The organism is Puniceibacterium antarcticum (assembly GCF_002760615.1).
Lineage (GTDB): Bacteria > Pseudomonadota > Alphaproteobacteria > Rhodobacterales > Rhodobacteraceae > Puniceibacterium > Puniceibacterium antarcticum.
The window spans coordinates 1-25,158 of sequence record NZ_AWWI01000138.1; the positions used below are offsets into that span (position 1 = coordinate 1).

General features: G+C 60.8%; 24 protein-coding genes, 1 pseudogene and 1 riboswitch. Of the genes and pseudogenes, 12 read left to right on the plus strand and 13 right to left on the minus strand.

The window, feature by feature from the left end:
* Positions 1-212: transposase domain-containing protein (locus P775_RS20385; protein WP_143520956.1), on the plus strand; the 212-nt coding region annotated here is incomplete at its 5' end.
* A 107-nt stretch (positions 213-319) separates the two neighbouring features.
* Here P775_RS20385 and P775_RS20390 read toward each other — a convergent pair.
* Positions 320-724 (minus strand): metallopeptidase family protein, encoded by a 405-nt coding sequence (locus P775_RS20390; RefSeq protein ID WP_099912714.1) that lies wholly within the window; start codon positions 722-724, stop codon positions 320-322.
* A 136-nt stretch (positions 725-860) separates the two neighbouring features.
* Between P775_RS20390 and P775_RS20395 the strand changes: the two genes are divergently transcribed.
* Positions 861-1,412, plus strand: coding sequence for a 2OG-Fe(II) oxygenase (locus P775_RS20395; protein ID WP_099912715.1), 552 nt, complete (start codon positions 861-863; stop codon positions 1,410-1,412).
* On the opposite strand, the gene thpR is transcribed toward P775_RS20395, so the two are convergent.
* On the minus strand, positions 1,409-1,945 hold the full coding sequence (gene thpR / locus P775_RS20400) for an RNA 2',3'-cyclic phosphodiesterase (protein ID WP_099912716.1): 537 nt from the start codon (positions 1,943-1,945) through the stop codon (positions 1,409-1,411). The two genes, P775_RS20395 and thpR, sit on opposite strands and share 4 nt — an antisense overlap.
* A gap of 173 nt (positions 1,946-2,118) precedes the next feature.
* On the opposite strand from thpR, the gene P775_RS20405 reads away from it, so the two are divergent.
* The 3 genes and pseudogenes from P775_RS20405 to gltX all read left to right on the plus strand — a co-directional run bounded on the left by P775_RS20405 (position 2,119) and on the right by gltX (position 4,799).
* Positions 2,119-2,328 (plus strand): hypothetical protein, encoded by a 210-nt coding sequence (locus P775_RS20405; RefSeq protein WP_099912717.1) that lies wholly within the window; start codon positions 2,119-2,121, stop codon positions 2,326-2,328.
* Between the two features lie 82 nt (positions 2,329-2,410).
* Positions 2,411-3,349: pseudogene (locus tag P775_RS29955) on the plus strand (DUF6976 family protein).
* Positions 3,350-3,461: 112 nt separating this feature from the next.
* A complete protein-coding gene (gene gltX / locus P775_RS20415) occupies positions 3,462-4,799 on the plus strand; it encodes a glutamate--tRNA ligase (RefSeq protein ID WP_099912718.1) in 1,338 nt (445 codons plus the stop codon).
* 72 nt (positions 4,800-4,871) lie between these two features.
* On the opposite strand, the gene P775_RS20420 is transcribed toward gltX, so the two are convergent.
* Complete coding sequence (locus P775_RS20420; protein ID WP_099912719.1) at positions 4,872-6,152, minus strand: DUF2254 domain-containing protein; 1,281 nt, start codon at positions 6,150-6,152, stop codon at positions 4,872-4,874.
* Positions 6,152-6,715 (minus strand): gamma-glutamylcyclotransferase family protein, encoded by a 564-nt coding sequence (locus tag P775_RS20425; RefSeq protein WP_099912720.1) that lies wholly within the window; start codon positions 6,713-6,715, stop codon positions 6,152-6,154. The genes P775_RS20420 and P775_RS20425 overlap by 1 nt, the downstream gene beginning before the upstream one ends.
* 161 nt (positions 6,716-6,876) lie before the next feature.
* A riboswitch (glycine riboswitch) is annotated at positions 6,877-6,963 on the plus strand.
* A 162-nt stretch (positions 6,964-7,125) separates the two neighbouring features.
* On the opposite strand from P775_RS20425, the gene gcvT reads away from it, so the two are divergent.
* From gcvT to gcvP, 3 genes are all read left to right on the plus strand, one after another.
* The gene (gene gcvT / locus P775_RS20430) at positions 7,126-8,382 is read left to right on the plus strand and encodes a glycine cleavage system aminomethyltransferase GcvT (RefSeq protein WP_099912721.1); all 1,257 of its coding nucleotides are present in this window, start codon (positions 7,126-7,128) and stop codon (positions 8,380-8,382) included.
* Positions 8,383-8,401: 19 nt separating this feature from the next.
* A complete protein-coding gene (gene gcvH / locus P775_RS20435; protein ID WP_099912722.1) occupies positions 8,402-8,764 on the plus strand; it encodes a glycine cleavage system protein GcvH in 363 nt (120 codons plus the stop codon).
* A 174-nt stretch (positions 8,765-8,938) separates the two neighbouring features.
* Positions 8,939-11,785 carry an aminomethyl-transferring glycine dehydrogenase gene (gene gcvP / locus P775_RS20440; RefSeq protein ID WP_099912723.1) on the plus strand — a complete coding sequence of 949 codons (2,847 nt, stop codon included), beginning with the start codon at positions 8,939-8,941 and terminating at the stop codon, positions 11,783-11,785.
* 46 nt (positions 11,786-11,831) lie between these two features.
* Here the strand turns inward: gcvP and P775_RS20445 are convergent, their stop codons facing one another.
* The 3 genes from P775_RS20445 to P775_RS20455 form a co-directional block, all read right to left on the minus strand.
* A complete protein-coding gene (locus tag P775_RS20445) occupies positions 11,832-12,701 on the minus strand; it encodes an inositol monophosphatase family protein (protein ID WP_099912724.1) in 870 nt (289 codons plus the stop codon).
* Between the two features lie 72 nt (positions 12,702-12,773).
* Positions 12,774-15,299: an ABC transporter permease gene (locus P775_RS20450; protein WP_099912725.1), complete on the minus strand. Its 2,526-nt coding sequence runs from the start codon at positions 15,297-15,299 to the stop codon at positions 12,774-12,776.
* Positions 15,296-15,988 carry an ABC transporter ATP-binding protein gene (locus P775_RS20455; protein WP_099912726.1) on the minus strand — a complete coding sequence of 231 codons (693 nt, stop codon included), beginning with the start codon at positions 15,986-15,988 and terminating at the stop codon, positions 15,296-15,298. The genes P775_RS20450 and P775_RS20455 overlap by 4 nt, the downstream gene beginning before the upstream one ends.
* Positions 15,989-16,005: 17 nt before the next feature.
* Between P775_RS20455 and P775_RS20460 the strand changes: the two genes are divergently transcribed.
* Positions 16,006-16,674: an arylesterase gene (locus P775_RS20460; protein ID WP_099912727.1), complete on the plus strand. Its 669-nt coding sequence runs from the start codon at positions 16,006-16,008 to the stop codon at positions 16,672-16,674.
* A 67-nt stretch (positions 16,675-16,741) separates the two neighbouring features.
* On the opposite strand, the gene P775_RS20465 is transcribed toward P775_RS20460, so the two are convergent.
* The gene (locus P775_RS20465) at positions 16,742-16,948 is read right to left on the minus strand and encodes a cold-shock protein (RefSeq protein ID WP_099912728.1); all 207 of its coding nucleotides are present in this window, start codon (positions 16,946-16,948) and stop codon (positions 16,742-16,744) included.
* 301 nt (positions 16,949-17,249) lie between these two features.
* Between P775_RS20465 and P775_RS20470 the strand changes: the two genes are divergently transcribed.
* A complete protein-coding gene (locus P775_RS20470; RefSeq protein ID WP_099912729.1) occupies positions 17,250-17,513 on the plus strand; it encodes a hypothetical protein in 264 nt (87 codons plus the stop codon).
* A gap of 74 nt (positions 17,514-17,587) precedes the next feature.
* Here the strand turns inward: P775_RS20470 and P775_RS27685 are convergent, their stop codons facing one another.
* The 4 genes from P775_RS27685 to P775_RS20485 all read right to left on the minus strand — a co-directional run bounded on the left by P775_RS27685 (position 17,588) and on the right by P775_RS20485 (position 20,297).
* Entirely contained in the window at positions 17,588-17,791 is a 204-nt protein-coding gene (locus P775_RS27685; RefSeq protein ID WP_143520957.1) for a hypothetical protein, read from the minus strand.
* A 196-nt stretch (positions 17,792-17,987) separates the two neighbouring features.
* A complete protein-coding gene (locus P775_RS20475; RefSeq protein WP_099912730.1) occupies positions 17,988-19,142 on the minus strand; it encodes an NAD(P)/FAD-dependent oxidoreductase in 1,155 nt (384 codons plus the stop codon).
* Positions 19,143-19,334: 192 nt separating this feature from the next.
* The gene (locus P775_RS20480; protein WP_099912731.1) at positions 19,335-19,889 is read right to left on the minus strand and encodes a L,D-transpeptidase; all 555 of its coding nucleotides are present in this window, start codon (positions 19,887-19,889) and stop codon (positions 19,335-19,337) included.
* Positions 19,890-20,090: 201 nt separating this feature from the next.
* Positions 20,091-20,297: a cold-shock protein gene (locus P775_RS20485; RefSeq protein WP_089273477.1), complete on the minus strand. Its 207-nt coding sequence runs from the start codon at positions 20,295-20,297 to the stop codon at positions 20,091-20,093.
* Between the two features lie 96 nt (positions 20,298-20,393).
* On the opposite strand from P775_RS20485, the gene P775_RS20490 reads away from it, so the two are divergent.
* On the plus strand, positions 20,394-20,666 hold the full coding sequence (locus tag P775_RS20490; RefSeq protein WP_099912732.1) for a hypothetical protein: 273 nt from the start codon (positions 20,394-20,396) through the stop codon (positions 20,664-20,666).
* Between the two features lie 106 nt (positions 20,667-20,772).
* Here P775_RS20490 and ettA read toward each other — a convergent pair whose 3' ends face one another.
* Complete coding sequence (gene ettA, locus P775_RS20495; RefSeq protein ID WP_099912733.1) at positions 20,773-22,425, minus strand: energy-dependent translational throttle protein EttA; 1,653 nt, start codon at positions 22,423-22,425, stop codon at positions 20,773-20,775.
* A gap of 190 nt (positions 22,426-22,615) precedes the next feature.
* Between ettA and P775_RS20500 the strand changes: the two genes are divergently transcribed.
* A complete protein-coding gene (locus tag P775_RS20500) occupies positions 22,616-25,039 on the plus strand; it encodes a methyl-accepting chemotaxis protein (RefSeq protein ID WP_099912734.1) in 2,424 nt (807 codons plus the stop codon).
* The last annotated feature ends 119 nt before the right edge of the window (positions 25,040-25,158 follow it).

Genomic DNA, 25,158 nt, shown 5'->3' on the forward strand with positions numbered 1-25,158 from the left:
AGAATTTGGTCCAGTCGATTGCTCTGAACAGAAAAAACGCATTCTTCGCCGGATCGGACGAAGGCGGCATCGCATTCCTGATCGAGACAGCCAAGATCAATGGCGTGGAGCCTTTCGCCTATCTGAAATCTACGCTCGAAGCCATCGCGGCCGGACATCCGCAACAGCGCATCGACGAGTTGCTTCCCTGGAACTTTCAGCCGTCAAGCTGAAACCCCAGTGCCGCCCAGACGACGCTTACCAACCTCTCCACGGCTTTTTCTCTTTAGAACAGGCCCGCCGGTTGCTGATCTGCATGCCGTGTAGAATGGCGCGGGGGTCATTCCCACCAACGGTCTATGGTGGCGATATCCGTATCGGACCAACCGAAATGATGCGCCAGCTCGTGAACCATGACATGCGTGACAAGGTCAGGCAGAGCGACATCGCCACGTTCGCGCCATTCTGCAAGGATCGGTCGGCGGAACAGCCAGATCGTATCGGGCCAAGGCGCGGGATCTGCAAAGGATTTTTCCGTCATGGGGATGCCCTCGTAAAGGCCAGTCAATTCCATCGGGTCTTCGATTCCAAGGCCATCAAGGATGTCCTGCGGCGGTATCTCCTCGATTCTGAGAACCACCTCCCGTGCGGCCTGCTGAAAGGTCGCCGGAAGCTGGTCGAGCGCGGTGAACGCCATCGCATGGAAAGCGTCAAGATCAGGCGCGGTGTGTTCCGGGTTATACATTCTCTGCATATGGAGGCAGCGCACGTCGGACAGAAGAGCGCGCGCGCGACTTATTCCGCCGATGATGTCGTTTCTGGCGTGGCGCATTTGGCAGGATTGGCGCAGGACAGCGGTTTGCAAAGGCAGGAGAGCCGGGATGATTGCTGTTCACAGCCGCGAGGCGGCCTTTTCAGAAGTCGAGTGCGACCAGATCGTCGCGCTGGCGCGCGCATCGGAATCGAGTGACGCCAGACTGGTCGGGCAGCAGCGGGATCACAACCTGCGCCGTGCAGATCTGGTCTGGGTAGACGAACTGCCAGGAACAGCCTGGATCATGGATCGGATCATCGAGGTTGTCCGCGATGCGAACCGGGGTTTGTTTCAGTTCGATTTGAGCGATTTTGCGGAAAGCCCGCAGATCGCCCGCTATGGAGCCGAGCGCGAGGGGCATTTTGACTGGCATGCGGATATCGGTGACGGCGTCGTTGCTGCGCGGCGAAAGCTGACGATGGTCGTGCAGCTGTCGTCAGAGAAGGGCTATGAGGGCGGGGCTCTGGAAATAATGCCCTCGGCCAATGTGGTGTCTGCGGGACGGGTCCGTGGCACGGCGACGCTTTTCCCGGCGTTCCAGTTGCATCGCGTGACGCCGGTGACAAAAGGCGAGCGGCATTCCCTGACCGTATGGGCGCATGGGCCGGGATTTCGCTAATGCGTCAGCGGGTAGCGGCACAGCTCATCATGCTCGGCACCAGTGATGTGCGGCCGCGAGCTGTAGAGCGCGAAACTGTGGATCGGGATATCGGTCATTTTCAGCGACGACTCGCGCAGCAGGAACTTGGCCAGGCGGTCTTGCTGATCGGAATTGGTCTGCGCGGGCAGCTGGGCGAGCGTCACATGCGGGCGGAACCGCCGACGATCAAGCTGCAGGCCGATCCCGTGCAGCCGTGAGCGGATGCGTTTATGCAACTCCAGCAGCGCCGGTCCACCCTCTGCATTGATCGCCAGCGACTGACCGCCGTAGCCATCCAAGCCATTCAAAGTCAGGCTGAAGCGCGTGGCGCGAAGCGATTCCAGCGTTTCGTGGATTTCTTCAAGCGTTTCCATCGGCTGTTCGTCGAGAAAGGCCAATGTCAGGTGCAGGTTTTCGGCCGGGACGTGGCGACCGAAGGGAAGTCGGTTTTGCAAGGCTTCGAGCACGGCAATGTCGGAGTCGGGCAGGGGAAGGGCAATGAAGCAGCGCATCGATCGATTTGCCTAAGTCTGGGACCCAAGGATTGGCGTAAGAGCGGGCGGTTCGCAAGTCGGAAGGTGGTTAAAAATGCGGATACCACGTTTCGTAATTCTGAGACAGCAGGAAAACACTTGTTCAACCTGCCTTGCCAGGCAAGCACCTCAGGCGGTTAGAGCCGCCTGGGATGTCGAATGTCGTTTCAGATTCCGTGCTGGCGCGCGCTCTGACCATCCAGAAAGATCTTTCTGGCGCATCGCTTGCCGCCAAGATTCTGATCGCGCACCTGCGGTGGGAAGTGTCGGCAAACCCGTCAACGCTCGCCACGAAGGCGGCAGAGCTTCGGGCGTTTTTCGCCCAGAATGCTTTTGCCGCCAAAGACATTGCAGTACTTTAACAGGGAGAGTCTTGGACTATGAAAAACAAGATGATGATTCGCCGAAACGACGACACTGATCGGCTCGGGTGGCGCTCTTCTGATGACCGACTCTGGAGAGGCGCTGCGCAAGCTGCCCAAAGGACGTTGGATCGGCGGAACCTCGGTTTATTTAGTGACCGAAAAGGGAGGGTGCGTGGATCGCGAGAACCTGTTCGTGACGGAAAGAGAGGGCATTACCGACTCGCGGATCGAACATCGTCTGCCCGAAGCTTTGCCCGAGCTTGGCAAGGACCGTTTCGACAACGGCATGTCGATGATCCTGATCCCTGCGTTTTCCAAGGCACATGCGCAATTCGCCATTGATGGGGCCTGCCACACGGGTCTGTTCGATCCGCCGCGGATGGGTTTGGTCACAGGCATGCAGCTCGACGATCTCGGTAAGGTTACTCCCAAGGTATTTGACGGCTGCAACGGCTCGGTACATGAGGAAGGTGCGATGCTGATGCATGTCTCCCTGCCTGCCGATCGCACAGCTGCGCTGTAAATCGTAAACCTCTTCGAACAGGACCCCGCAGGCGATCTGATCACTTTTGGCGCAGATGGGTCTTCCGCCAGCCCGGCGACGATTGACGGCAAGGTGACGAACATAGCGGCCTATCTGGTGCAAAAGGGCACCTAAACCCAGCTTCCGCTGGTTGCTGACTATGCCGGGGCAATGATCACCGTGTCCTTTCGGACCGTTGATGCTGCTGCGAAATAGGTCGATTTCTACGTCCCGGTGATCGAAGGTGTAAGCTATCGCATTGCAAAGTCGCCGGGCGATTACGACAGCGTCTTTGCTGCCTGTGCTGGCGGGGAAGACAATGCAAGCGCACTGTCCTGCAACTGCATTCTCAACCATCTTTATGGCGCGCTTGAGGGCAAGAAGACCGACACTTACACCGGTCCCGCGACGTTTGGCGAGATTGCTTATGTTCTGTTGAAGCGGACCATGGTTAAGCTGCATGTGGCCAATGTGGACGTCGCCGAGGTCGCATGAGTATTGTTCTGTGCGCAGTCCGGTTGTTCGGGCGGCGCGCAGATCCGCCAAACCGGCGAACTGGACAAATCGGCCCCGGTGTGAAAGAGCATCGCCGTCCCAGGAGATGCCAATGACCACGACCCGTTTTGCCCCATCACCCACAGGTTTCATCCACGTCGGGAACCTGCGTACCGCATTGTTCAACTATCTGATCGCCCGCAAGGCTGGCGGGACCTTTATTCTGCGGATCGACGATACCGATCCCGAGAGATCCAAGCAGGAATATGTCGATTCGATCAAGCGGGATCTGGAATGGCTGGGCCTGACATGGGATCAGGAAGAGCGGCAGTCCGAGCGGCTGGACCGCTACGCCGAAGCGGCTGATCAGCTGCGCGGCATGGGCCGGTTCTATGAGGCCTTCGAGACGCCGGTCGAACTGGACCTCAAGCGCAAGAAACAGCTGAACATGGGTAAGCCCCCGGTCTATGACCGTGCGGCGCTGGCCCTTTCTGATGCTGAAAAGGACGCGCTGCGGACAGACCGGGGTGCTGGCGTCTGGCGTTTCAGGCTGGATCAGGAACGCATCGAATGGACCGATGGGATTCTGGGAGATCTGTCAATTGATGCCGCCAGCCTTTCCGATCCGGTGCTGATCAAGGCCGATGGACAGAACCTATATACCATGGCGTCAGTTGTCGACGACACCGACATGGGCGTGACCCATGTGGTGCGCGGATCTGACCATGTGACCAATACGGCGACGCAGATTCAGATCATCCGCGCACTGGGTGGCACGCCGCCGTCCTTTGCACACCATTCATTGCTGACTGGTCCGCAGGGTGAGGGACTTTCCAAACGTCTGGGCTCGCTTGCCTTGCAGGATTTGCGCGCGCAGGGGATTGAACCCGAGGCGCTGCTGTCGCTGATGGCGCGACTGGGTTCGTCGCAGCCGGTGGAACTGCGCATGTCGCTGGAAGAGATTGCCGAAGGATTCGAACTGGAACAGTTCGGCGCGGCACCGACCAAGTTTGATGTGAACGATCTGTTGCCGCTGGTCGCGCGCAAGCTGCACGGCTTGCCGTTTGATGCGATCAAGGCGGATATCGCGGCCCTTGGTGTACCCGATGACAAGGCCGAACTGTTCTGGCAGGTCGCGCGCGAAAATATCACTGTGCGCAGCGATCTGGCTGCATGGTGGACGATGTTTTCTGAAGGCGCTGAACCTGTTGTGGCTGATGAGGACCGCGATTTTATCGCTCAGGCAATGGCATTGCTTCCCGACGGACCCTACGATCACGACACTTGGGGGCAGTGGACTGCTGCGGTGAAGGAAGCGACGGGCCGCAAGGGCAAAGGTCTGTTCATGCCGCTGCGTCTTGCCGTGACCGGTCAGCAACGTGGGCCGGAGATGGCTGATGTGCTGCCGCTGATGCAGGTGATCCGCGCGAAAAACCTCGCCCAAGGGTAATCAACCGGCACTAGATGTTCCCTTTTGACTGCGCGCCGTTTTGTACCTCAATCGGCGCGCAGTCAGAGCAAGTTAATCTCCTTCAGCGGGCGCGAGCCTGCGGATCTTGTCAAGATCTGTCTCGTTCGAAATTGCCTCTTCTGCATGGGTGCGGGCATAGGTGATCTCGGCCCTCGCAGCAGTGCCCATTGCCCCCGGTGCGGTGGCAAGCTCCTGCAGCGCATGAATGATTTGTCCCATCACCTCGACCCGTCCTGCTGCATCGCGGATGATCACGCCATAAGCGTCGTGGAGAAGGTCGCTGGCCGTGGTCGCAGGCAGGTGGATGCGGGGATAAAGCACTGGCTCTTCGTCATCCTGCGAATCCTGTTCGGCCGCGTCATGGGCGCCAAGGCTTTGAATGTATTCCCAAAGCAGCTTTTTCAGTCTGTGCACCACGTCTATCGCGGTGCCCGGATCATTGACGCCGGGGGACATTGCGCGGGCGGCAATTTCGCTGAGCACGACAAGGCCAAAACGGCAATCCTGTTCCATCGTTCGTTCGCGCCCAAAGGTGATGTAGTCACAGATACTGTCGCACAACCCCTGATCGGCGCGGGAAATATAGCCCATCGGCTGATCGCGCAGCACATATTTGCCCGGGCTGGCGGTGATCCAGAGCACACCGTCCTTTTCCATCAGCGCATCGTTGAGACGAGCGAGATCAATGAATTGCACATAGCCCGACTCAGCGGCGAAGACAGGGCGCGCACCGGGTGGCGGCGGGAGCATGTCGATGAGCCGATTGGCCCCAAGGTTGGGCGCGCTCGCGTTGGTCTGCAGGCTGATCTGGGCAGCATTTTCGACCTGCCGCAGCGTGTGATCCATGCTGCCAAGATGGCTGAGCAGGTCAATCCAGCGCAGGATTGCCGCGATAATCAGCACGATGGTGACGATGGTCAGGCCAAAGATCACCACGGCTGCGGTTTCACTGTAAAAGCCCGCGTTGAACATGACCAGCGCGGTCAGCGAAAACAGGAAACCGCTGACAAAGGTTGCCAGAACGGTCTGCGTCGTGCCGTCCTGCATCAGCACGCGATAGGCGCGCGGGGTGCCCTGGCTTGATGCGGATTGAAAGGCACTGACCATGACGCCCAGCGAAAAGGTGGTCACCGTCAGCAGCGATGAGGCGAGGATGTTCAGGATTGGCCGCACGGCATCGGCGCCAAAGCGTTCAGTCAGGGATTTGGGAATGAATCCGTCGAACAGCGGCGCAAAAAGCGCGGCAAGAACCGCAAGGGCAGCCATCAGCACCACCCGCACGCCCAGCCGACGGGCAAAACGCAGCAAGAGCATCAGGCTCTTGGACAGCATCAGATCAGGATCCTGCTGCCCAGTGAGGTCAGCGCGCCGTCCACGTAGTCGCGTTCATCCGTGCTGAGACTTTGTGCTCGGGGATAGCGTGGGCTGGCGCGGTCATTCAGGATCGGCGCCTCCCAGCCGGTTGTTGTTGCCAGAAAACGGTCGGCGCCGTCGCGGCCAAATTCAGTCAGATAGCCCTGCAGAACCACGTCAAGATAGCTGAGAAGGACAGGGTGATCCTCATCTGGCAGGTGGCGTGTGTGTTCCGGGATGGAATAGATCGCCACATCGGCATGGTCCCCAAGGTCATGGGTGACGCAGTCCGATGCAGGCAGGCGGTCATAATTCGTCTCGCGCAGGTCCAGTGCTGACCAGTCCTGATCTGGAACACCGGCAACAAGGCCCTCAATTTCGCAATCCGCGTCGGGAATCACTGTGAGGAACGCCGGTTCGCGGTCAGGCGTGCAACGCCAGGCACGTCGCCAGCCTTTGGCGCGGGCGGGAAAGGCGGGGTCATAGATATGCGTACGGCGGTTGACGAGGGAGCCGTAGCCAAAGAAGTATGCATTGCTCATGGATGCATAACTGCGCGGGTGTCGGACGCTTGTCAAACAGGCTGTGGCGTTTCAGACATCGGCTTTGTCCGTTCTGCCCGGACCGGTGGCATCGCCTGAGATTGCTTTCAAAACCTTCTGGTGGGTGCTTGTGTCAACCTGGAGAGTCGTCTAGCTTGACCCACGTCACGACGGGAGAACCGGAAATTGCCGGTGCCGAAGGAGCAACCGCCCCGGAAACTCTCAGGCCCCAGGACCGTCGGGACATCGAAGACTCTGGAGAGAGGCGCGCCAGCCCGCGTCCGCCGAAGGGATAATGATCTCAGGCGACAGGACAGAGGGGGCGTTCCAGGTGCGGGGAGAGACCCCGTGCGGTGAATGCCCCAAGGTGCGGTCTATGCCGCCCCCGGGCCTGACAAGACGGGGGTTATATGACCGACCACACTGGCAAGACTGACAAGACCGCCACGGATGATCTGGCGCAATACGAGGTGCAGGATGTCTGCGGCTGTGGCGTTGACCACGGGCCGGGCGGGCACCACCATCGCCATGCCGATGAGGCCGAGGAGCAGGGTCCCAAGCGCACGCCGCTTTATGATCTGCATCTTGAGTTGGGCGGCAAGATGGTTGAATTTGCCGGGTATCAGATGCCGGTGCAGTATCCGATGGGCGTTCTTAAGGAACATCAGCACACCCGCGCCAGGGCCGGTCTGTTTGACGTGAGCCATATGGGGCAGGTCATCCTGCAATCGCGCAAGGTGGACGCGGCCGAGGCGTTCGAACGTCTGGTGCCGGTGGATGTGATGGGCCTGAAGGCAGGCCGCCAGCGTTATGCGATGTTCACCAATGACGATGGCGGGATCGAAGATGACCTGATGGTCGCCAACCGGGGCGATCACCTGTTTGTTGTGGTCAATGCCGCCTGCAAGGATGCTGATGTGGCCCGTATGCGCGCCGCGCTTGAGCCGGATGTGATCGTGCGGCAGCTTGACTCGCGCGCGCTTCTGGCGCTGCAGGGGCCTGCGGCTGTGGATGTGCTGGCGGGTCTGAACCCCGCCGTGCGCGAGATGACATTCATGGATGTGGCGACGGTCGAACTGGCAGGTGCTGAATGCTGGGTGTCGCGGTCGGGCTATACCGGCGAAGACGGATACGAGATTTCGGTGCCCGAGGCGGCAGCAGTCGATCTGGCGCGTGCCTTGCTCGCGCATGACGATGTGGCCCCCATCGGTCTGGGCGCGCGGGATTCGCTGCGGCTTGAGGCGGGGCTGTGCCTCTATGGTCATGACATCGACGCGACCACGTCGCCGGTCGAGGGCGCGCTGAGCTGGGCGATCCAGAAGGTGCGCCGGGCCGATGGTGCCCGCGCGGGTGGCTTTCCGGGCGCGGATCGCATCCTGCGCGAACTGGTCGAGGCCGCGCCGCGCATGCGTGTCGGTCTGCTGCCCGAGGGGCGCGCGCCGATGCGCGAAGGTGTCGAGCTGTTCGCTGCCGAGGAGGGTGCGACCCCTGTGGGTCATGTGACCTCGGGCGGGTTTGGCCCGACGGTCGGCGCACCGGTGGCGATGGGATACGTTCCGGCGGCTTTGGCGGCGCCGGATACGGTTCTGTACGGTGAGGTCCGCGGCAAGCGGCTGGCCGTCAAGGTGGTGAAGATGCCCTTTACCCCTGCAAATTTCAAACGCTGAACTGTCACGGGAGACATAGATGAAGTTCACCGAAGAACATGAATGGCTGCGCGTCGAAGACGATGGCACGGTCGTGGTTGGCATCACCGAGCATGCCGCGGAACAGCTGGGCGACGTGGTGTTCGTCGAGCTGCCCGATGTGGGTACGGTCATCAGCAAGGATGACGAGGTCGTGGTGATCGAGAGCGTGAAAGCCGCGTCCGACATCCTCGCGCCGCTGGACGGCGAGATTGTCGAGGTCAACGAGATCATCGTCGAAGAGCCCGGCAAGGTGAACGACGATCCTGAGGGCGACGCCTGGTTCTTCAAAGTCAAGGTCGAGGATCTGAGCCAGCTCGACGATTATATGGACGAAGCGGCCTACAAGAAGTTTATCGGCTGAGGCCACTTGATCGGCCCGGTGCCTGTGGCACCGGGCCGACACCGGGGGGGCAGCCCCCCGCACCCCCCGGCGTATTTTCAAAGAGAAGAAGCAGGGGACCCTCTGAAACAGATATGCGTGGCGGGCCAGTCCCGGTCACGGCAAACGGCCTTTTTGGCCGGACGGGAGAGCAATATGTCTTTCAAACCGATTGACTACAAACCCTATGATTTCGCCAATCGGCGGCATATCGGCCCGTCTCCGGACGAGATGACGGGGATGTTCAAGACGCTGGGCGTGGCCGACCTTGAAGCGCTGATGGAGGAGACGGTGCCGCAGGCGATTCGGCAGGAAAAGCCGCTGGATTTCGGCAAGGCTCTGTCCGAGCGCGAGCTGCTGTTTCACATGCGCGAAGTGTCCGAAAAGAACCAGGTCCTGACCTCTCTGATCGGGATGGGGTATCACGGTACGGTGACGCCCCCGGCGATCCAGCGCAATATCTTTGAGAACCCCGCCTGGTACACGGCCTATACGCCCTATCAGCCCGAGATTTCGCAGGGGCGGCTTGAGGCGCTTTTGAATTATCAGACCATGGTGTCGGATCTGACCGGGCTTGAGATTGCCAATGCCTCGCTTCTGGACGAGGCGACGGCCTGCGCCGAGGCGATGACGATGGCGCAGCGTGTGGCCAAGTCGAAGGCCAAGGCATTCTTTGTTGACGAGAACTGCCATCCGCAGAACATCGCCGTGATGAAGACCCGCGCCGCGCCGCTGGGGATTGAGGTGATCGTGGGCGCGGCAGATGATCTGGACCCCGAAGCGGTGTTCGGGGCAATCTTTCAATATCCCGGCACCTATGGCCATGTGCGCGATTTCACCGCCGAGATGACGGCGCTGCACGCTGCCAAGGCAATCGGCATCGTGAGCGCAGATCCCATGGCGCTGTGCCTGCTCAAGGAGCCGGGGACGATGGGGGCGGATATCGCTGTTGGATCGACCCAGAGGTTTGGCATTCCGCTGGGCTATGGCGGCCCGCACGCGGCCTATATGGCGACCAAGGATGCCTACAAGCGCTCGATGCCGGGGCGGATTGTTGGCATGTCCATCGACAGTCACGGGAACCGAGCCTATCGCCTTGCCCTGCAAACCCGCGAGCAGCATATCCGCCGGGAAAAGGCGACGTCGAATGTCTGCACCGCGCAGGCGCTGCTGGCGGTTATGGCCGGGTTTTATGCGGTGTTCCACGGCCCCAAGGGGTTGCGCGCCATCGCGCAGCGGATCCATCGCAAGACCGCGCGTCTTGCGCGTGGGCTGGAGGAGGCGGGGTTCACCGTTGAGCCCGAGACATTCTTTGACACGATCACTGTGGACGTCGGTCTGTTCCAGCATGGCGTGATGCAGGCGGCGGTGCAGCAGGGGGTGAACCTGCGCGCGGTGGGGACGACCAAGGTTGGCATCACCATCGACGAAACCACCCGCCCGGCGACGATCGAGGCGGTCTGGCAAGCCTTTGGTTTTGCGCGCAAGGATGTGGATCGCACGCAGGTGTATCGCCTGCCCGAGGCGCTGCTGCGGACGACTGAGTATCTGCAGCATGACGTGTTCCACATGAACCGGGCCGAGACCGAGATGATGCGCTATATGCGCCGTCTGGCCGACCGCGATCTGGCGCTGGACCGCGCGATGATTCCGCTGGGGTCCTGCACGATGAAGCTGAATTCGGCGGCTGAGATGATGCCGGTCAGCTGGCGGGCGTTTTCGGACATGCACCCCTTTGTGCCGGTGGATCAGGCGCAGGGTTATGCCGAGCTGATCGGAGATCTGAGCGACAAGTTGTGCCAGATCACCGGCTATGACGGATTGTCGATGCAGCCCAATTCCGGTGCGCAGGGCGAATATGCGGGCCTTCTGACCATTGCGGACTGGCACCGGGCCGAGGGGCAGGGGCATCGCAATGTCTGCCTGATCCCGGTCAATGCCCATGGCACCAACCCGGCCTCTGCGCAGATGGTCGGCTGGAAGGTTGTGCCGGTCAACTGTGATGAGAACGGCTCGATTGATCTTGAGGATTTCGCGGCCAAGGCCGAGAAATATTCCGCCGATCTGGCGGCCTGCATGATCACCTATCCGTCGACCCATGGTGTGTTCGAGGAGACGGTGCGCGATGTCTGCCGCATCACCCATGAGCATGGCGGGCAGGTTTATATCGACGGTGCGAACATGAACGCCATGGTTGGGCTGTCGCGGCCCGGCGATCTCGGTGGGGATGTGAGCCACCTGAACCTGCACAAGACGTTCTGCATTCCGCATGGCGGCGGTGGTCCCGGCATGGGGCCGATTGGTGTGAAGGCGCATCTGGTCAAGCATCTGCCGTCCCATCCGCTGGAACCCGGTGTCGGGTCGGTGTCAGCGGCGCCGTTTGGATCACCGTCGCTGTTGCCGATCAGCTGGGCCTATATCCAGATGATGGGCGGAGAGGGCCTTACCCAGGCGACGCGCGTGGCGATCCTCAACGCCAACTATATCGCAGCGCGGCTTAGCGGGGCCTACAAAGTGCTCTACAAGGGCAAGCAGGGCCGGGTGGCACATGAGTGCATTCTGGACGTGCGTCCCTTTGCCGACAGCGCGGGTGTGACGGTGGATGACATCGCCAAACGCCTGATCGACGCGGGTTTTCATGCGCCGACGATGAGCTGGCCAGTGGCGGGCACGCTGATGGTCGAGCCGACAGAGTCCGAAACCAAGGCCGAGCTGGACCGGTTTTGCGATGCGATGCTGGCGATCCGCGAGGAGATCCGGGACATCGAGGACGGCAAGATCGACCGCGAGAACAACCCGCTCAAGAACGCGCCGCATACGGTCGAGGATCTGGTGGGCGACTGGGACCGGCCCTATGGGCGCGAGCAGGGCTGTTTCCCGCCGGGCGCCTTCCGGGTCGACAAATACTGGCCGCCGGTCAATCGCGTGGACAATGTCTATGGCGACCGGCATCTGGTCTGCACCTGCCCGCCGATGTCGGATTACGCCGAAGCGGCCGAGTGATTTTGCAGCGGGCGAGTGGGGAAACCTTCGCCCGCCGCAGACAGCGTCAGCCTTCCAGCAGGAAGGCAAAGGTGTCGCGGATGTTGTTCCAGGTCTTTTCGTCCGATGCGGCGAGCAGATAGGCTGAACGCGGCGCGTCGGCGCGGTAGTCGGTTCCATCCAGAAGCGCCACGTGACCGCCTGCACGCTGAGCGATCAGCGCGCCGGCTGCATGATCCCAAGGGGTCAGACCGGCGGAAAACACGAAATCCACATGGCCTTGCGCCAGCATCCGGAATTCGTGACAGGAACATCCCATCGAGGTCACACGCCCGAATTTCGGCAGGGTGGCCGCGACGGCGACCTTTCTGTTTTCGGGCAGGTGGGTGAGGCCGAGATAGCCAACGAGATCCTCAACCGCGCCGCCTTTGGACACGCTGAGCGTGCGGGTCGCGCGGCGCGGTTTGACCTGCAGGGCGGGGCCGGTGTCGTCCGCGATGATCATATCATCGGTGATCGGGTCGTAAAGCAGACCAAAGACCGGCGTGCCAAAGCGGGTGGCGGACAGAATCACGCCAAACAGCGTCAGCCCATGGGCAAAGTTCCAGGTGCCGTCGACCGGATCAATGGTGAAAGACAGCGGCGCATCGGCGATCTTGTCAAGGATGTCGGGGTTTTCGGCGACATCCTCTTCGCCGATGATCAATGCATTCGGGAACATCCGGATCAGCCCGCGTGCGATCATCTTTTCCGAGGCGCGGTCTGCCTCGGTCACAAGATCCTGAGGGCCGGATTTTGTGTCGATCTGCAGCGAGGACAGGTCACGGAACCGCGGCAGGATTTCGGTGCGGGCCGTGCGGCGGACCAGGTTGATGAGGCTGGTGCGCTGTGCGGGGGTGATTGCGGCGGGAACGGTCATGGGAAGATGATCGGTCATCGGCGGAAGGTTTCCTTTGGCCAGGCGGGGATGGTCAAAGCCATGCCAGCGCTGGCCGCAGGGTGCAAGGATCTATTCCCGTGCGCGCAGCACGCCAGCGGGGCGTGCGGCGAGCGGACGCCAGGCAAAGGCCAGACCGGCCAGAAGCGTGGCCAGAATGCCGCCCAGGATGATGCCAAAGGCCGAGGACCAGATCACCGAAAACGAGGTGTCCATCAGGAAGGTGCTGACCGCCCAGCCACCGAGAATGCCCGCGCCAAGTGCGACGATGCCCGCCCCCGCGCCCAGCAGGGCCGAGCGCAGGGCAAAGCTGCGCAGGATCCGCGAACGGCTGGCGCCAAGGGTTTTGAGGATTGCGGCTTCAAAGGTGCGGGACTGTTCGCCTGCGGCAGCCGCGCCGATCAGGACGAGGAAGCCGGTGAGCAACGTGGCAGCCGCGCCCCAGCGGACGGCGGCGGCGATTCCTTCGAGCAGTTGCGAGACACGGTCGATGGCATCGGCCACGCGGATCGCGGTGATGTTGGGGAATTCCTGTGCCAGATCACGCAGGATCTGCGCCTCGGAGTCCGGGGTCGCGTAGACGGTCGAAATGAAGGTATGCGGCGCATTTTCCAGTGCGGCGGCGTTCAGGGTCATCACGAAACCGATGCCGCCGGTGGCGAAGTTCACATCGCGAAAGCTGGTGATCGTGGCGGTGATGTCGCGGCCCAGCACGTTGACGGTGATGGTATCGCCCAGCTTGAGCCCGATTTCCTCGGCCTCTTCGGCGGCAAAGCTGACCTGTGGCGGGCCGTCATAGCCCTCGGGCCACCATTCGCCGGCGGTGATGGTCGTATCCTCGCCGGGGCGGTCGGCATAGGTGATGCCCCGGTCGCCGCGCACGACCCAGTGATCGCCAGCGACCTCTTGCGCGGGTTTTCCGTTGATCATCGTCACAACGCCGCGCAGCATCGGGGCGCTGTCGATCTTGCGCACAGCCGGGTCATTTTCCAGCCGGGCGAGGTAGCCGGGCATCTGATCCTTCTGGATGTCGACAAAGAAATAGGACGGCGCGATTTCCGGCAGGTCGCGGCTGATTGAATTGCGCAGGTTGCCGTCAATCTGCCCCACAGCGGCAAGGACCGAGAGGCCAAGGCCAAGGGAGAGAACAACCGAAGCCGCGCCTTCACGCGGCCCGCCAATGGCCCCGAGCGCCCATCGCAGCACAGGTTTGCCCCGTGCGGTGGGGGCAGCCTTGCGCGCCAGCCAGCGGATTGCGATGGCCGCAAGGCTGAGCAGGATCAGCGCGCCAAAGATGCCGCCCGCCGTCCAGAGGGTCAGCCAGGCGTTGCCAGAAAAGGCCATGGAGGTGCCGACCAGCACCAGCGTCAGCACACCTGTGGCAATGACATAGCGCGGGGCCGGGAAAAAGTTTGCGCTGTCGAGCGCATCGCGGAACAGGGTGGCGGCGCGCACCTCTTCGGCCCGGGCCAGCGGCCAGAGGGTAAAGAGAAGGGCAGTGAGCGCGCCGTAAATCGCCGCCTCGATCAGCGGTTCGGCGTGCAGTGTAAAGAGCGCAGGCACGGGCAGAGAGGCGGTGATCAGCGGCGCAAAGAGCAGCGGGATCACCGCGCCAAGGATCACGCCAAGGGTGATTCCAACGAGGCTCAGCGCGCCGATCTGCAGGAAATAGGTCTGGAATATCGTCGCACGGCTGGCCCCCAGGGTGCGCAGGGTCGCGATGACAGAGGTCTTGCGCGCGAGGTAAGAGCGCACAGCAGCAGAGACGCCCACACCCCCCACGGCAAGTCCCGAGAGGCCGACAAGCACCAGAAAGGCGCCAAGACGTTCGACAAAGCGTGACACGCCCGGCGCGCCGTTGCGGGCATCGCGCCAGCGCAGGCCGGTGTCGCGGTACTGTTCTTCGGCGCGGGCCTGCAGGGCGTCAAGGTCGGTGCCGGGGGGCAGGTCGAGGCGGTATTCGCTGTCAAACAGCGTGCCGGGGGTCAGCAGACCGGAATTAGCGAGATCCTCGGTGCGCACGATGGTGCGGGGGCCAAGGGAAAAGCCCGCGCCAGAATTGTCCGGCTCTTGGGCGATGGTGGCGTTCAGGGTGAAATCCTGCGTGCCCAGGCGGAAGGTGTCGCCGGGTTTCAGCCCCAGCCGGTCGGCCAGAATCGGGGCCATGACCGCGCCGGGCAGGTCCTTGGTCGCGAGGGCATCAGAGAGGGGCATGGGCGGGTCGAGGAGGATTTCGCCCTTCAGCGGGTAGGCGGCATCGACGGATTTCACTTGTGTCAGGCCGCGTTCGGCGGTGCCGTCGGGGTCAACCACGGCCATGGAGCGGAAATCTGTGACCTCAGAGACGTTTGTGGCGACGGAGTCGAGCCATTGACGCTCTTCCTCGGTCGCAAAGCGGTAGGTGAATTGCACCTCGGCGTCGCCGCCTAGCAGGATGGCGCCCTGATCGGCAAGACCCGCCTCGATCGCGGAGCGGACGGAGCCGACACCAGCGATGGCGGCAACGCCAAGGGCGAGGCAGGCGATGAAAATGCGGAAACCGGACAGGCCCCCGCGAAGTTCGCGACGGGCAAAGCGGGCAGCGATACGCAGGCTCATTCTGCGGCCTGCGCTTGGTCGGGGGCGACGCGGCCATCTGTCAGGCGGATCACCCGGTCGCATTTTTCGGCCAGGGCATTGGCATGGGTGACAAGAACCAGCGTGGCGCCGTGACGGTCGCGGAGGTCGAACAGCATCTTGATGATCGCATCGCCGTTGACGCCGTCAAGGTTGCCTGTCGGTTCATCCGCCAGCAGGATCTTCGGACGCGGGGCAGAGGCGCGGGCGAGGGCGACACGCTGCTGTTCACCACCCGACATCTGCGCGGGGTAGTGGTCGGCGCGGTTGCCAAGACCAACGGCCTCAAGTTCCGCCCTTGCCAGTTCAAACGCGTCCGGCTTGCCCGCAAGCTCAAGCGGGGTCGCAACATTTTCCAGCGCGGTCATCGTCGGGATCAGATGAAAGGATTGGAAGACCACGCCCATGTGGTCGCGGCGGAACCGGGCAAGGCCGTCTTCGTTCAGGGCGGTCAGATCCTGCCCCAGCGCCATGACGCTGCCGCCGCTGGCACGTTCCAATCCGCCCATAATCATCAGAAGCGAGGATTTCCCCGAGCCAGAGGGGCCGATCAGGCCCAAAGTCTCGCCCTTGTGAACATCCAGCGTGATCCCGTGAAGGATCTCGACCATTCCGGCATTGCCGTTCAGGCGCAGAGTGACATCTTTAAGGGCAAGAACAGGATCGGTCATAAGGGAAGGGTCCGGATATGATGGCTTTTAGGACATATGGGGTTGCTGCGCTGCAGAGCAAGCTTGCGGTGGCGGTTCTGCTGGGGTGGGCCACTGTGGCGCAGGCAGACCCGGTGGAGCTTGTCGCGCTGGGGGACAGCCTTACGGCGGGCTACGGTCTGCCGCAGGGCGAGGGGTTCGTGCCGCAGATGCAGGAATGGCTGCGCGCGCAGGGGCATGATGTGACAGTGGTCAATGCCGGGGTGTCGGGCGATACGACCGCCGGGGGTCTTGCCCGGGTGGATTGGTCGCTGAGCGACAGCACCGACGGCATGATCGTGACGCTGGGGGGCAATGACCTTTTGCGCGGCATTGATCCGGCGAATTCACGCGCCAATCTTGAGGGTATTCTGAAGGCGGCGGGCGATATTCCGGTGCTTCTGGTCGGGCTGCGCGCACCGGGGAATTACGGGCCGCAATTCAAGACGGATTTTGATGCAATGTATCCGGAATTGTCCAAGGCATACGGCACGCTTTATTTTCCCGAGTTCTTTGAAGGACTTGCCGAAGGGGGTGATCGCAGCCCGCAGGCCGTGCGCGCCTATATGCAGGCGGATGGCATTCATCCCAATGCCGAAGGGGTCAAGCGCATCGTGGCTGCAATGGGGCCGTCGGTCGAGGAGCTGATTGCGCGGGCGCAGGAGTGATAGACGGAGTGCGAAATGCAAAAGGGCGCCACCGGGGCGCCCTTTCAGAATATCTGGTGTTGCGGCCTCAGGCCAAAGAAATGTTGATAGCGGCTTCGCGGCCATCGCGGCCCGGCTCGATATCAAACGTCACTTTCTGATTGTCGGCGAGGCCGGTCAGCCCGGATCGCTCAACAGCGGAGATGTGGACGAATACGTCTTTCTTGCCGCCATCGGGCGCGATAAAGCCGTAGCCTTTGGTGGTGTTGAACCATTTGACGGTGCCTGTTGCCATCGTCGATGCTCCTCTTCACAGCTGCCCGCGGGATTGCGGCAGATCGGCTAAGTCAGTGCAAGATCGAGTGACTGTGCCGTAAAGGAGCAGTGGGTCGATAGTGGTAACGTCGCATCCTTTTTTATGATGATTGGCCTGAGTCGTTGCAAGAAAAAATCTTGGGTCTGCGTACCAAGTCATTCAGGCCATCGTTTCAGGACACAGCCAAGGCAATTTGGGGGCGTGCATTTCTTTTGTCCAAACCCTTGCCAAGATCGTGTCACGTTCCATCATGTCAAAAGAAATAGTTAGGGAAAGAATCATGTCAAACCTGCAGGACCGCTCAGAAAGCGTCGGCAATTCGAGCGCGTTGCGTAAAAGATATGAAACGTCGCGTGCAAGTATCGAAAGTTTCCGCAGGATTGAGGCGGGTCAGTCGGGTGCCATGGTCTATGCCGCCCTGGCATATGGTGACGTTCTTGAATCCAGCTCCGGCTTCAGAACAATGTCCCACCTCGCCAAGCTCTTTTGCATTGCGGCTCTGTTTGTGATTCCGAACCTTCTGGTGATTCATGTCCTGCTGTAATGTGGTTCGGTACCTGTTCTAAAACGCGGTTCACGCAAGGTGGATAGGTGTCCGGGCTTTTAAAACCTTTGTTATTATTTACGGTTTGCTGGGGTATCAGAACCCCTGTGGCGTGAGTGAGACCACATTCCCAGAGCGATCAGGCAAAAGCCAATGGAAATGCCGGTGATGATGTAGAGGGAAACGGCGTTTTTTACAGACAATTCAAAGACGATCCATCCTATCAGACCGATCGCGGCGCCCACACCGCTTCCTAGTAAAAAGCTTATGATTGCCATGGGTCGTCCCCTGACGAGCTCATCTTTATCCTGCGTTCTTTGCGATAGGATTTCGTAAAGATTGTTCTGGAGACCGGAAACAGTCTAAGCCACATGAGAGTGTTTCAAATGAACCATTGCTTGGATGGTCACGATCCCAGTATATTTATCAAACGCGAAATTTGTTGATCTTTGTTTCGGGTAAATCGGAAACTCTCTATGCGCTTGTTTGTCGGAAAGCGCTGCGCATGAAAAGGCGCGGAATGCGTGCTATGGTGCGCCGCGTGATCTGACCATACTCTGTTTCACCGGCAAGGAGCCGCAAATATTCCGTCCGAAGCGTTGACGAATTGCGGAATCCGGCGACAAACCCGCCCCGCAGCGCCGGAAGAAAGATCATTGGCCTGATCATGCGGGCCTGAGAAATCGCGCGGTGGATGGGTCTCAGTGCATCCCGATAGAGGGGTAGGGCGGTTGCGGGCGCGCCTGAGCGCATGGCTGCAACGGCGGATTGTGCGGCAAGCTGTCCGCTTTTCATCGCATATGCGATGCCTTCGCCAGTGATCGGATCCACAAGCCCGGCCGCATCCCCCGCCAAAAGCACAGGCCCCTTACCAGGGACCCGCCGATAGGCGCCAAAGGGCAGGAACTGTCCTTTAATAGGACTGTCGGTGGTGACGTCCAGATGCCTGAGGTAGGTGGCCAGTGCGGTCTTGAGGTCGCCATTGCGGCGCAGGATCCCGCCCACTCCGATGGTCCTGCCAGAGGTCTTGGGGAAATCCCAGCCATAGCCCCAGTCCGCAGCTCCGAAATCGATGCGCACTGGCGTATCGGGCGTGTCCGAGGGGACTTCTACTTCGAGCGCAAAGCCGATGGTGTCGGCATCAAAGGCCTTGCCGAACAAGGCGCGGGCTGTTGTGCTGTTGACGCCGTCTGCAGCGATCAGCAGGCGAGCGGTGACGGTCTGGTCCCGCAGCGTGACCGAGGGGGTCAAGGTGTCGATGGCGCTGACAGGCTGGCCCGTGAGGTCCGTGGCACCCGCCGCCACCGCCGCCCGAAGCAGGGCGTGATCCAGATCCCAGCGCATGGTCATATGCAGCGGCGGGACATTGGTGAAATGTCCGACCTCCTGCCCAAAGGCGCAGAAACTGACCGCATCCCGGCGCAGCATCCCGTCGTAGGGTAGATCGGTGCCAAAGATCTCTTGGAAATAGCGCATGGAGCGACCGGTGAAGCCGCCGCCACAGAGTTTGTTGCGCGGAAAGCGGTGCTTGTCGATCAGGGCGACGCGCAGACCCGCGCGTGTGGCGGTTATGGCCGCCGCACTGCCCGCTGGGCCCGCGCCCAGCACCAACAGATCAAAGTCAGCCATGCCGCAGCCCCCGCGCTAAAACGTTTCCACTCAACAATCTACCGGCTGTTGCGTTCTGGACGTGAACGCAACAGCGTCTTGCTGGGTCACCTTACAGCGATTCCGGGTAAACCAGTCCGGGTATTCGAGGCTATTCCTGTCGGTCGGGCGCTAAATCCGATGCCGATTGTCCCAGGTTCAATCCGAAATGCTTTAAATAACGGTGACGACAGTGCCCAGTGGGACGCGTTCATACAGATCCTCCACATGCTCGTTCAGCATGCGGATACAGCCGTTCGACACAGAGCGCCCTATGGACTGGGGGGCCGTGGTGCCGTGGATGCGGAAGTAGGTGTCGCGTCCGTTCTGGAAGAGATAGAGCGCGCGGGCACCGAGCGGGTTGCCGGGGCCGCCGGGCTGGACATAGTCGTTGTCGATGAATTCGCCGTAATGGCTGGGCTCACGTTCGATCATCTCGTTCGTCGGGCGCCAGGTGGGCCATTCCTTTTTCACGCTGATCGTCGCGTTGCCGGTAAATTCGAGCCCGGCCTTGCCGACCCCGACGCCATAGCGAAGCGCCTTGCCGGGTTCCGTTACGTAGTAGAGAAAATGCGCCTTGGGAACGATCAGGATCTGACCGGGGGCATACTCCGTGGTGAAGGAGACCGGCTGCGGCTGGAATCGTGGTGCAACTTCAAATGCTTGGGCAAGTGATGGCAGTGCGACGGAAGCCGCGGCGGCTGTGACAAAAGTTCGGCGAGAGATCATGGCAGTGCTCTTTTCGTTTGGAACTTGGGTATGTTGGCCAAGGTGATCCGGATTTCAATGGATGTGCCATGCAAGGGGTAAACTCTGTGGCAAGTTTCGCGCGGTTTGGGATCACGAAGCCGTGTACTCAGGCGGGAAAGTGCGTCAAAACGAAAACGGCCGCCCCGTAGGGCGGCCGAATTTTGTATCTAAGACAGAAGCTTACGCGAGTGCGAGGTTGATCGCGCTCTCACGGCCATCACGGCCGGCTTCGATGTCGAAGGTTACTTTCTGGTCGTCTTTCAGACCGGACAGGCCCGAACGCTCAACAGCGGAGATGTGCACGAACACGTCCTTGGAGCCGCCATCGGGCTGAATGAAGCCGAAGCCTTTAGTTGCGTTGAACCATTTCACTGTGCCAGTAGCCATGTGAATATCCTTTAGTCATAGTACCATCCGCAGTATGCGATGGCTCGGCGAGGTCACGTTCGGATCGATAGCCTGCAAGCCGGTAAAGGAAGACAGATGGTCGAAGAGAAGATCGTCAGCACGATCCTTATGACAGGTTCGCAGGCATCTGGCAACAGTTTTAACAAAGAGGCTGTGACTGTTCACAGAAGAAAACTGGTGCTGGATCCCGTATGGGTTGCGTATGGAAAGCGTATGGCTGTCGTGTTGGTGCCATTGGGAACAACGATTGTTAAGCTTGTTCGGCCAAAGTTGGGTCTGTCCGATACCGCCGACCCGGCGCGCGCATCTTTTAACCGTGAGCCTCGCGGGGAGGCGGTGACCGGCTGAGACGGGCTGTGGCTGTCTGGTGCCGGGTGCGGCCTTTTGGTGGGATGGTCTGGGTGACCCTTCGCCTGCGCGAAGAATCACCCACCTCCTTGCGAGGGTCTGTCGCTTAGCGCGTAAACTTCTTGTGCTTGCGCTTCGTCTCGCCCGCGTCGTCGCCCAGGCGGCGTTTCTTGTCTTCTTCGTAATCCTCGAAGTTGCCTTCGAACCATTCCACATGGCCGTCGCCCTCGAAGGCCAGCATATGCGTGCAGATCCGGTCAAGGAAGAAGCGGTCGTGCGAGATGACCACGGCGCAGCCGGCGAAATCCACGAGCGCATCTTCGAGCGCGCGCAGGGTTTCGACGTCGAGGTCGTTGGTCGGCTCATCGAGGAGGAGGACGTTGCCGCCCTCTTTGAGGAGGCGGGCCATGTGGACGCGGTTACGTTCCCCGCCTGAGAGCAAGCCAACCTTTTTCTGCTGATCGGTGCCCTTGAAGTTGAAGGCCCCGCAATAGGCGCGCGAGTTGATCTCGGCGTCGCCCAGCGTGATCAACTCGGCCCCGCCGGAAATCGCCATCCAGACGTTGTCGTCTGCTGCCAGATCGTCGCGCGACTGGTCCACATAGGACAGCTGCACCGTGTCACCGACCGAGACTTCGCCCGCATCGGGGGTCTCGTGTCCGGTGATCATCTTGAACAGTGTGGATTTGCCGGCGCCGTTGGGGCCGATCACGCCGACGATGCCGCCCGGCGGCAGCGAGAAGGTGAGGTTGTTGATCAGCAGGCGGTCGCCCATGGATTTGCTCAGGCCTTCGACCTCAAGCACCTTGCTGCCCAGACGGGGGCCGTTGGGGATGACGATCTGCGCCTTGCCCACACGTTCCTTGACCGACTGATCGGCCATCTTTTCATAAGATGAAATCCGTGCCTTGGATTTGGCCTGACGTGCCTTGGCCCCCTGACGGATCCATTCGAGTTCGCGTTCCAGCGTCTTCTGCTTGGCCTTGTCGTCGCGTGCCTCTTGCAGCAGACGCTTGGCCTTCTGGTCGATCCAGGCGGAATAGTTGCCCTCGTACGGAATGCCGCGGCCCCGGTCGAGTTCGAGAATCCAGGAGGTGATCGAATCAAGGAAGTAGCGGTCGTGGGTGACGATCAGGATCGTGCCCTTGTAGTCGATCAGGTGCTGCTGCAGCCAGGCGATGGTTTCGGCGTCAAGGTGGTTGGTCGGTTCGTCGAGCAGCAGCATTTCCGGCGCTTCGAGCAGCAGCTGGCAGAGCGCGACGCGGCGGCGTTCCCCACCCGAGAGGGTGGTCACATCGGCGTCGTCCGGCGGGCAATGGAGGGCTTCCAGAGCAACGTCGATCTGGGAATCGAGGTCCCAGAGATCTTCTGCATCAATCTGATCCTGCAGAGCGGCCATCTCGTCCGCCGTCTCTTCGGAATAGTTCATCGCCAGCTCGTTGTACTTGTCGAGAATGGCTTTTTTCGCCGCGACGCCCAGCATGACGTTGCCACGGACATCGAGGTTGGGGTCAAGATCGGGTTCCTGCGGCAAGTAGCCGACGCGCGCGCCTTCGGCGACCCAGGCTTCGCCCTGGAAATCCTTGTCCTGACCGGCCATGATCTTCATCAGGGTCGACTTACCGGACCCGTTGACGCCGACCACGCCGATCTTCACCCCGGGGAGGAAGTTCAGCTTGATATTTTCGAAGCACTTCTTGCCACCGGGATAGGTCTTTGAGACGCCATCCATGTGGTAGACGTATTGATAGGCTGCCATCGGAGAACCCCTTGGGACATGTGTGAACGTTTGGCAGACTAGATAACGAAGGGGCGCGGCAGGGGCAATGCGGTGCGCGATCTTCGCCGCTTAAACAGTTCTCAAGACATTCGTGGTCAGTTTGCGATGCAGCGTCTCGAGTGCGAGCGCATCCGTGACACTCCGTCAATTGATCAGTGAGCCCCAGCCAATGTCCCAGACCAACACCATGCCCAAAAGCACAAACAAGTGGAACCGGCTCAAGCTGGGCATCAAGGTTCCCATCATGATCGCGGTGCCGACGATCCTGATCAGCGTTGCGGCGGCCGCTTTTTCTTATGTCGATGGGGCGCGGGTTCTGAAAGAGCAGAATGCCAAGGCGCTGGAAGTGGTTCTGGATCAGGCGGCCGAGGACCTCGTGGCTTGGTTCGATGGCATTGATACGGATATGGATGTACTCTCCAGCAGCATGTCGACAGAAGCGGCGCTGCGCGGCTTCAGCTCTGCGTGGGCGACGATGGGCAGCGATCCGGGCGCGACGCTGCGGCAGCTGTATGTCGATGCAAACCCGAATCCCGATGGGGAAAAGGCGCTGCTGGACAATGCGGGTGACGGTTCGGACTGGTCCGGGGTGCATGCCACCTATCATGACACGCTGCACCGCTTTGCGGTTTATAACGGTTACTCCGATCTGCTTCTGCTGAATCCTGAAGGTGACGTTGTCTATTCCGCGGGAAAAGAGCCGGATTTTGCAACAAACTTTGTGACGGGCCCCTACAAGGACAGCGGGTTGGCGCAAGCCTTTGTTGCCGCGCGGGACGGCGACGGCGACACCGTGTATCGGTCGATCTTTGCCGCCTACGCCCCTGACGATGGTCTTGTGACAACCTTCTTTGCCACGAGGATATCTGATGCGGCGGGCGCGTTTATGGGAGTCGTGGCGGTTCAGGTCCCGCTCGAAACGATGAGCAGCAACCTGTCCAAATCGGTTTTGCTGGGCGAGACGGGCCATGTCTATCTTGTTGATGCGAAGGGGCGCGCGCTGAGCTTTGTCGGCCGGGATCGCACCTTTTCTCCGCTGGATCAGTTGCCCGGGCTTGAGCAGATCCAGGACGCCCTTGCGGATGAGCACAAGGTGCTGATGAATGTCCCCGGGGTGCTGGGCAAGCCTGTCGAGGCGCTGACGGTGGGTGTGACCGTGGGGGTAAGCCACTGGGGTGTCGTGCTTGAGCAGGACATGACCGAGGTGTTGGCGGCGCAAAACAACCTTGCCCTTGTCAGCCTGATCCAGGTGGCGATCGTCTGCGTGATTGTCTTGCTGCTTGCGATCTTTATTGCGCGCAGCATCACCCAGCGGATTTCCAGGCTGGCCAAGAGTGTGGACGACATTGCCCTTGGCGATTACACAAGTTCGGTCCATGAGGCCAAGACGGGCGATGAAATCGGCGATATCGCGCGGACGATGGAGCGGCTTCAGCAGGCGCTGCAGCAGGGGCAGGCGGCGGGAGCAGATCGCGAGAGAATGTCTGCCGAACAGCGCGATATCATGTCGAAGTTCAGCGTATCGCTGGAGAAGTTGTCGAAGGGCAATCTGGACTGTGATCTGGGCAACGACCTGCCGAGTGAATATGCGGATCTGGGTATGCATTTCAACGACACCCTTGACGAGTTGCGCCGGATGATTGGCGAGCTGAGCGAAAGCGCCTCGTCCATCGAATCGGAATCCTCGATGCTCGGAACCTCTGCCGAAGAGCTGTCTAACCGGACGGAGAATCAGGCCGCCACTCTGGAAGAGACAGCCGCCGCGATGCACGAGATCACGTCGAGCGTGCAATCCACCGCAGAAGGGTCGCAGTCCATCGTTCAGGCTATTGGTGAAATCCGTGCCGGTGCGGAGCGCGGGGGTGAAGTCAAGAACCGCGCCGTTCAGGCCATGGCAACGATCGAGGAATCGTCCAAGCAGATCGCCCAGATTATCCGCGTGATGGAGGATATCGCCTTTCAGACCAACTTGCTGGCGTTGAATGCCGGGGTCGAGGCGGCCCGCGCCGGAGATGTCGGACGCGGCTTTGCGGTTGTGGCCTCGGAAGTGCGTTCTCTGGCGCAGCGGTCTTCGGACAGCGCCGGCGAGATTCGCGATCTGATCTCTTCCTCCACACGCAGCGTCACGAATGGCGTGGAGCTTGTGACGGAACTGGGCGGGTCGATCGACGAAATCCTGGGGCTGGTTCTGGATATCACGGACAGGGTGCAGGCGATCGGTGCGGCATCTGGCGAACAATCCACGGCGCTGAGCGAAATCAACACCGGCATCAACGAACTGGATTCGGTGACACAGAAAAACGCGGGCATGGTGCTGGAATTCACCTCTGCAGGCCGGTCGCTGACCCAGAAGGCGCTGAGCCTGCGTGAGCTGGTGGGCAAGTTTCACAGCAAAAAGATCATCAAGGTTGATACGCCGAAGCGTTCGACCGCGCCCGAGCCCAGCTTCAGGGATGAACCCTTTGATGTGGTCAGCGCCCCGATCGAGATAAGCGCAGCGGCCAAGGCCGCTCCGAAAAAAGCTGCCAAGGCTGCGGTTGCGGCACCGCAGCGCGCAGCGGCTGCCGGCCCGGGCATCTGGCAGGACTTCTGAGGGCGCAGGCGCGGCGGGGGCGGGCAGGGAGCCGACCCGCTTTCAGCGCCGCCTTTTGTCAAAGGATGGAAAGACGTTGAATCCCAGCGCGATCCGGTGTTTTTGCCAGTGCGACCGGT

Coding starts and splice junctions, on each gene's coding strand:
- thpR (WP_099912716.1), bottom strand. CDS start 1,945: ATGCGCTGCTTCATTGCCCTTCCCCTGCCCGACTCCGACATTGCCGTG.
- P775_RS20445 (WP_099912724.1), bottom strand. CDS start 12,701: ATGACCGATCATCTTCCCATGACCGTTCCCGCCGCAATCACCCCCGCA.
- P775_RS20465 (WP_099912728.1), bottom strand. CDS start 16,948: ATGGCAACAGGCACCGTCAAATGGTTCAACACCACCAAAGGCTACGGC.
- ettA (WP_099912733.1), bottom strand. CDS start 22,425: ATGGCAGCCTATCAATACGTCTACCACATGGATGGCGTCTCAAAGACC.
- P775_RS20390 (WP_099912714.1), bottom strand. CDS start 724: ATGTATAACCCGGAACACACCGCGCCTGATCTTGACGCTTTCCATGCG.
- P775_RS20425 (WP_099912720.1), bottom strand. CDS start 6,715: ATGAGCAATGCATACTTCTTTGGCTACGGCTCCCTCGTCAACCGCCGT.
- P775_RS20500 (WP_099912734.1), top strand. CDS start 22,616: ATGTCCCAGACCAACACCATGCCCAAAAGCACAAACAAGTGGAACCGG.
- P775_RS20470 (WP_099912729.1), top strand. CDS start 17,250: ATGTCAAACCTGCAGGACCGCTCAGAAAGCGTCGGCAATTCGAGCGCG.
- gltX (WP_099912718.1), top strand. CDS start 3,462: ATGACCACGACCCGTTTTGCCCCATCACCCACAGGTTTCATCCACGTC.
- P775_RS27685 (WP_143520957.1), bottom strand. CDS start 17,791: ATGGCAATCATAAGCTTTTTACTAGGAAGCGGTGTGGGCGCCGCGATC.
- P775_RS20455 (WP_099912726.1), bottom strand. CDS start 15,988: ATGACCGATCCTGTTCTTGCCCTTAAAGATGTCACTCTGCGCCTGAAC.
- P775_RS20450 (WP_099912725.1), bottom strand. CDS start 15,299: ATGAGCCTGCGTATCGCTGCCCGCTTTGCCCGTCGCGAACTTCGCGGG.
- gcvP (WP_099912723.1), top strand. CDS start 8,939: ATGTCTTTCAAACCGATTGACTACAAACCCTATGATTTCGCCAATCGG.
- gcvT (WP_099912721.1), top strand. CDS start 7,126: ATGACCGACCACACTGGCAAGACTGACAAGACCGCCACGGATGATCTG.
- P775_RS20460 (WP_099912727.1), top strand. CDS start 16,006: ATGATGGCTTTTAGGACATATGGGGTTGCTGCGCTGCAGAGCAAGCTT.
- gcvH (WP_099912722.1), top strand. CDS start 8,402: ATGAAGTTCACCGAAGAACATGAATGGCTGCGCGTCGAAGACGATGGC.
- P775_RS20480 (WP_099912731.1), bottom strand. CDS start 19,889: ATGATCTCTCGCCGAACTTTTGTCACAGCCGCCGCGGCTTCCGTCGCA.
- P775_RS20475 (WP_099912730.1), bottom strand. CDS start 19,142: ATGGCTGACTTTGATCTGTTGGTGCTGGGCGCGGGCCCAGCGGGCAGT.
- P775_RS20490 (WP_099912732.1), top strand. CDS start 20,394: ATGGTCGAAGAGAAGATCGTCAGCACGATCCTTATGACAGGTTCGCAG.
- P775_RS20420 (WP_099912719.1), bottom strand. CDS start 6,152: ATGCTGTCCAAGAGCCTGATGCTCTTGCTGCGTTTTGCCCGTCGGCTG.
- P775_RS20405 (WP_099912717.1), top strand. CDS start 2,119: ATGTCGAATGTCGTTTCAGATTCCGTGCTGGCGCGCGCTCTGACCATC.
- P775_RS20395 (WP_099912715.1), top strand. CDS start 861: ATGATTGCTGTTCACAGCCGCGAGGCGGCCTTTTCAGAAGTCGAGTGC.
- P775_RS20485 (WP_089273477.1), bottom strand. CDS start 20,297: ATGGCTACTGGCACAGTGAAATGGTTCAACGCAACTAAAGGCTTCGGC.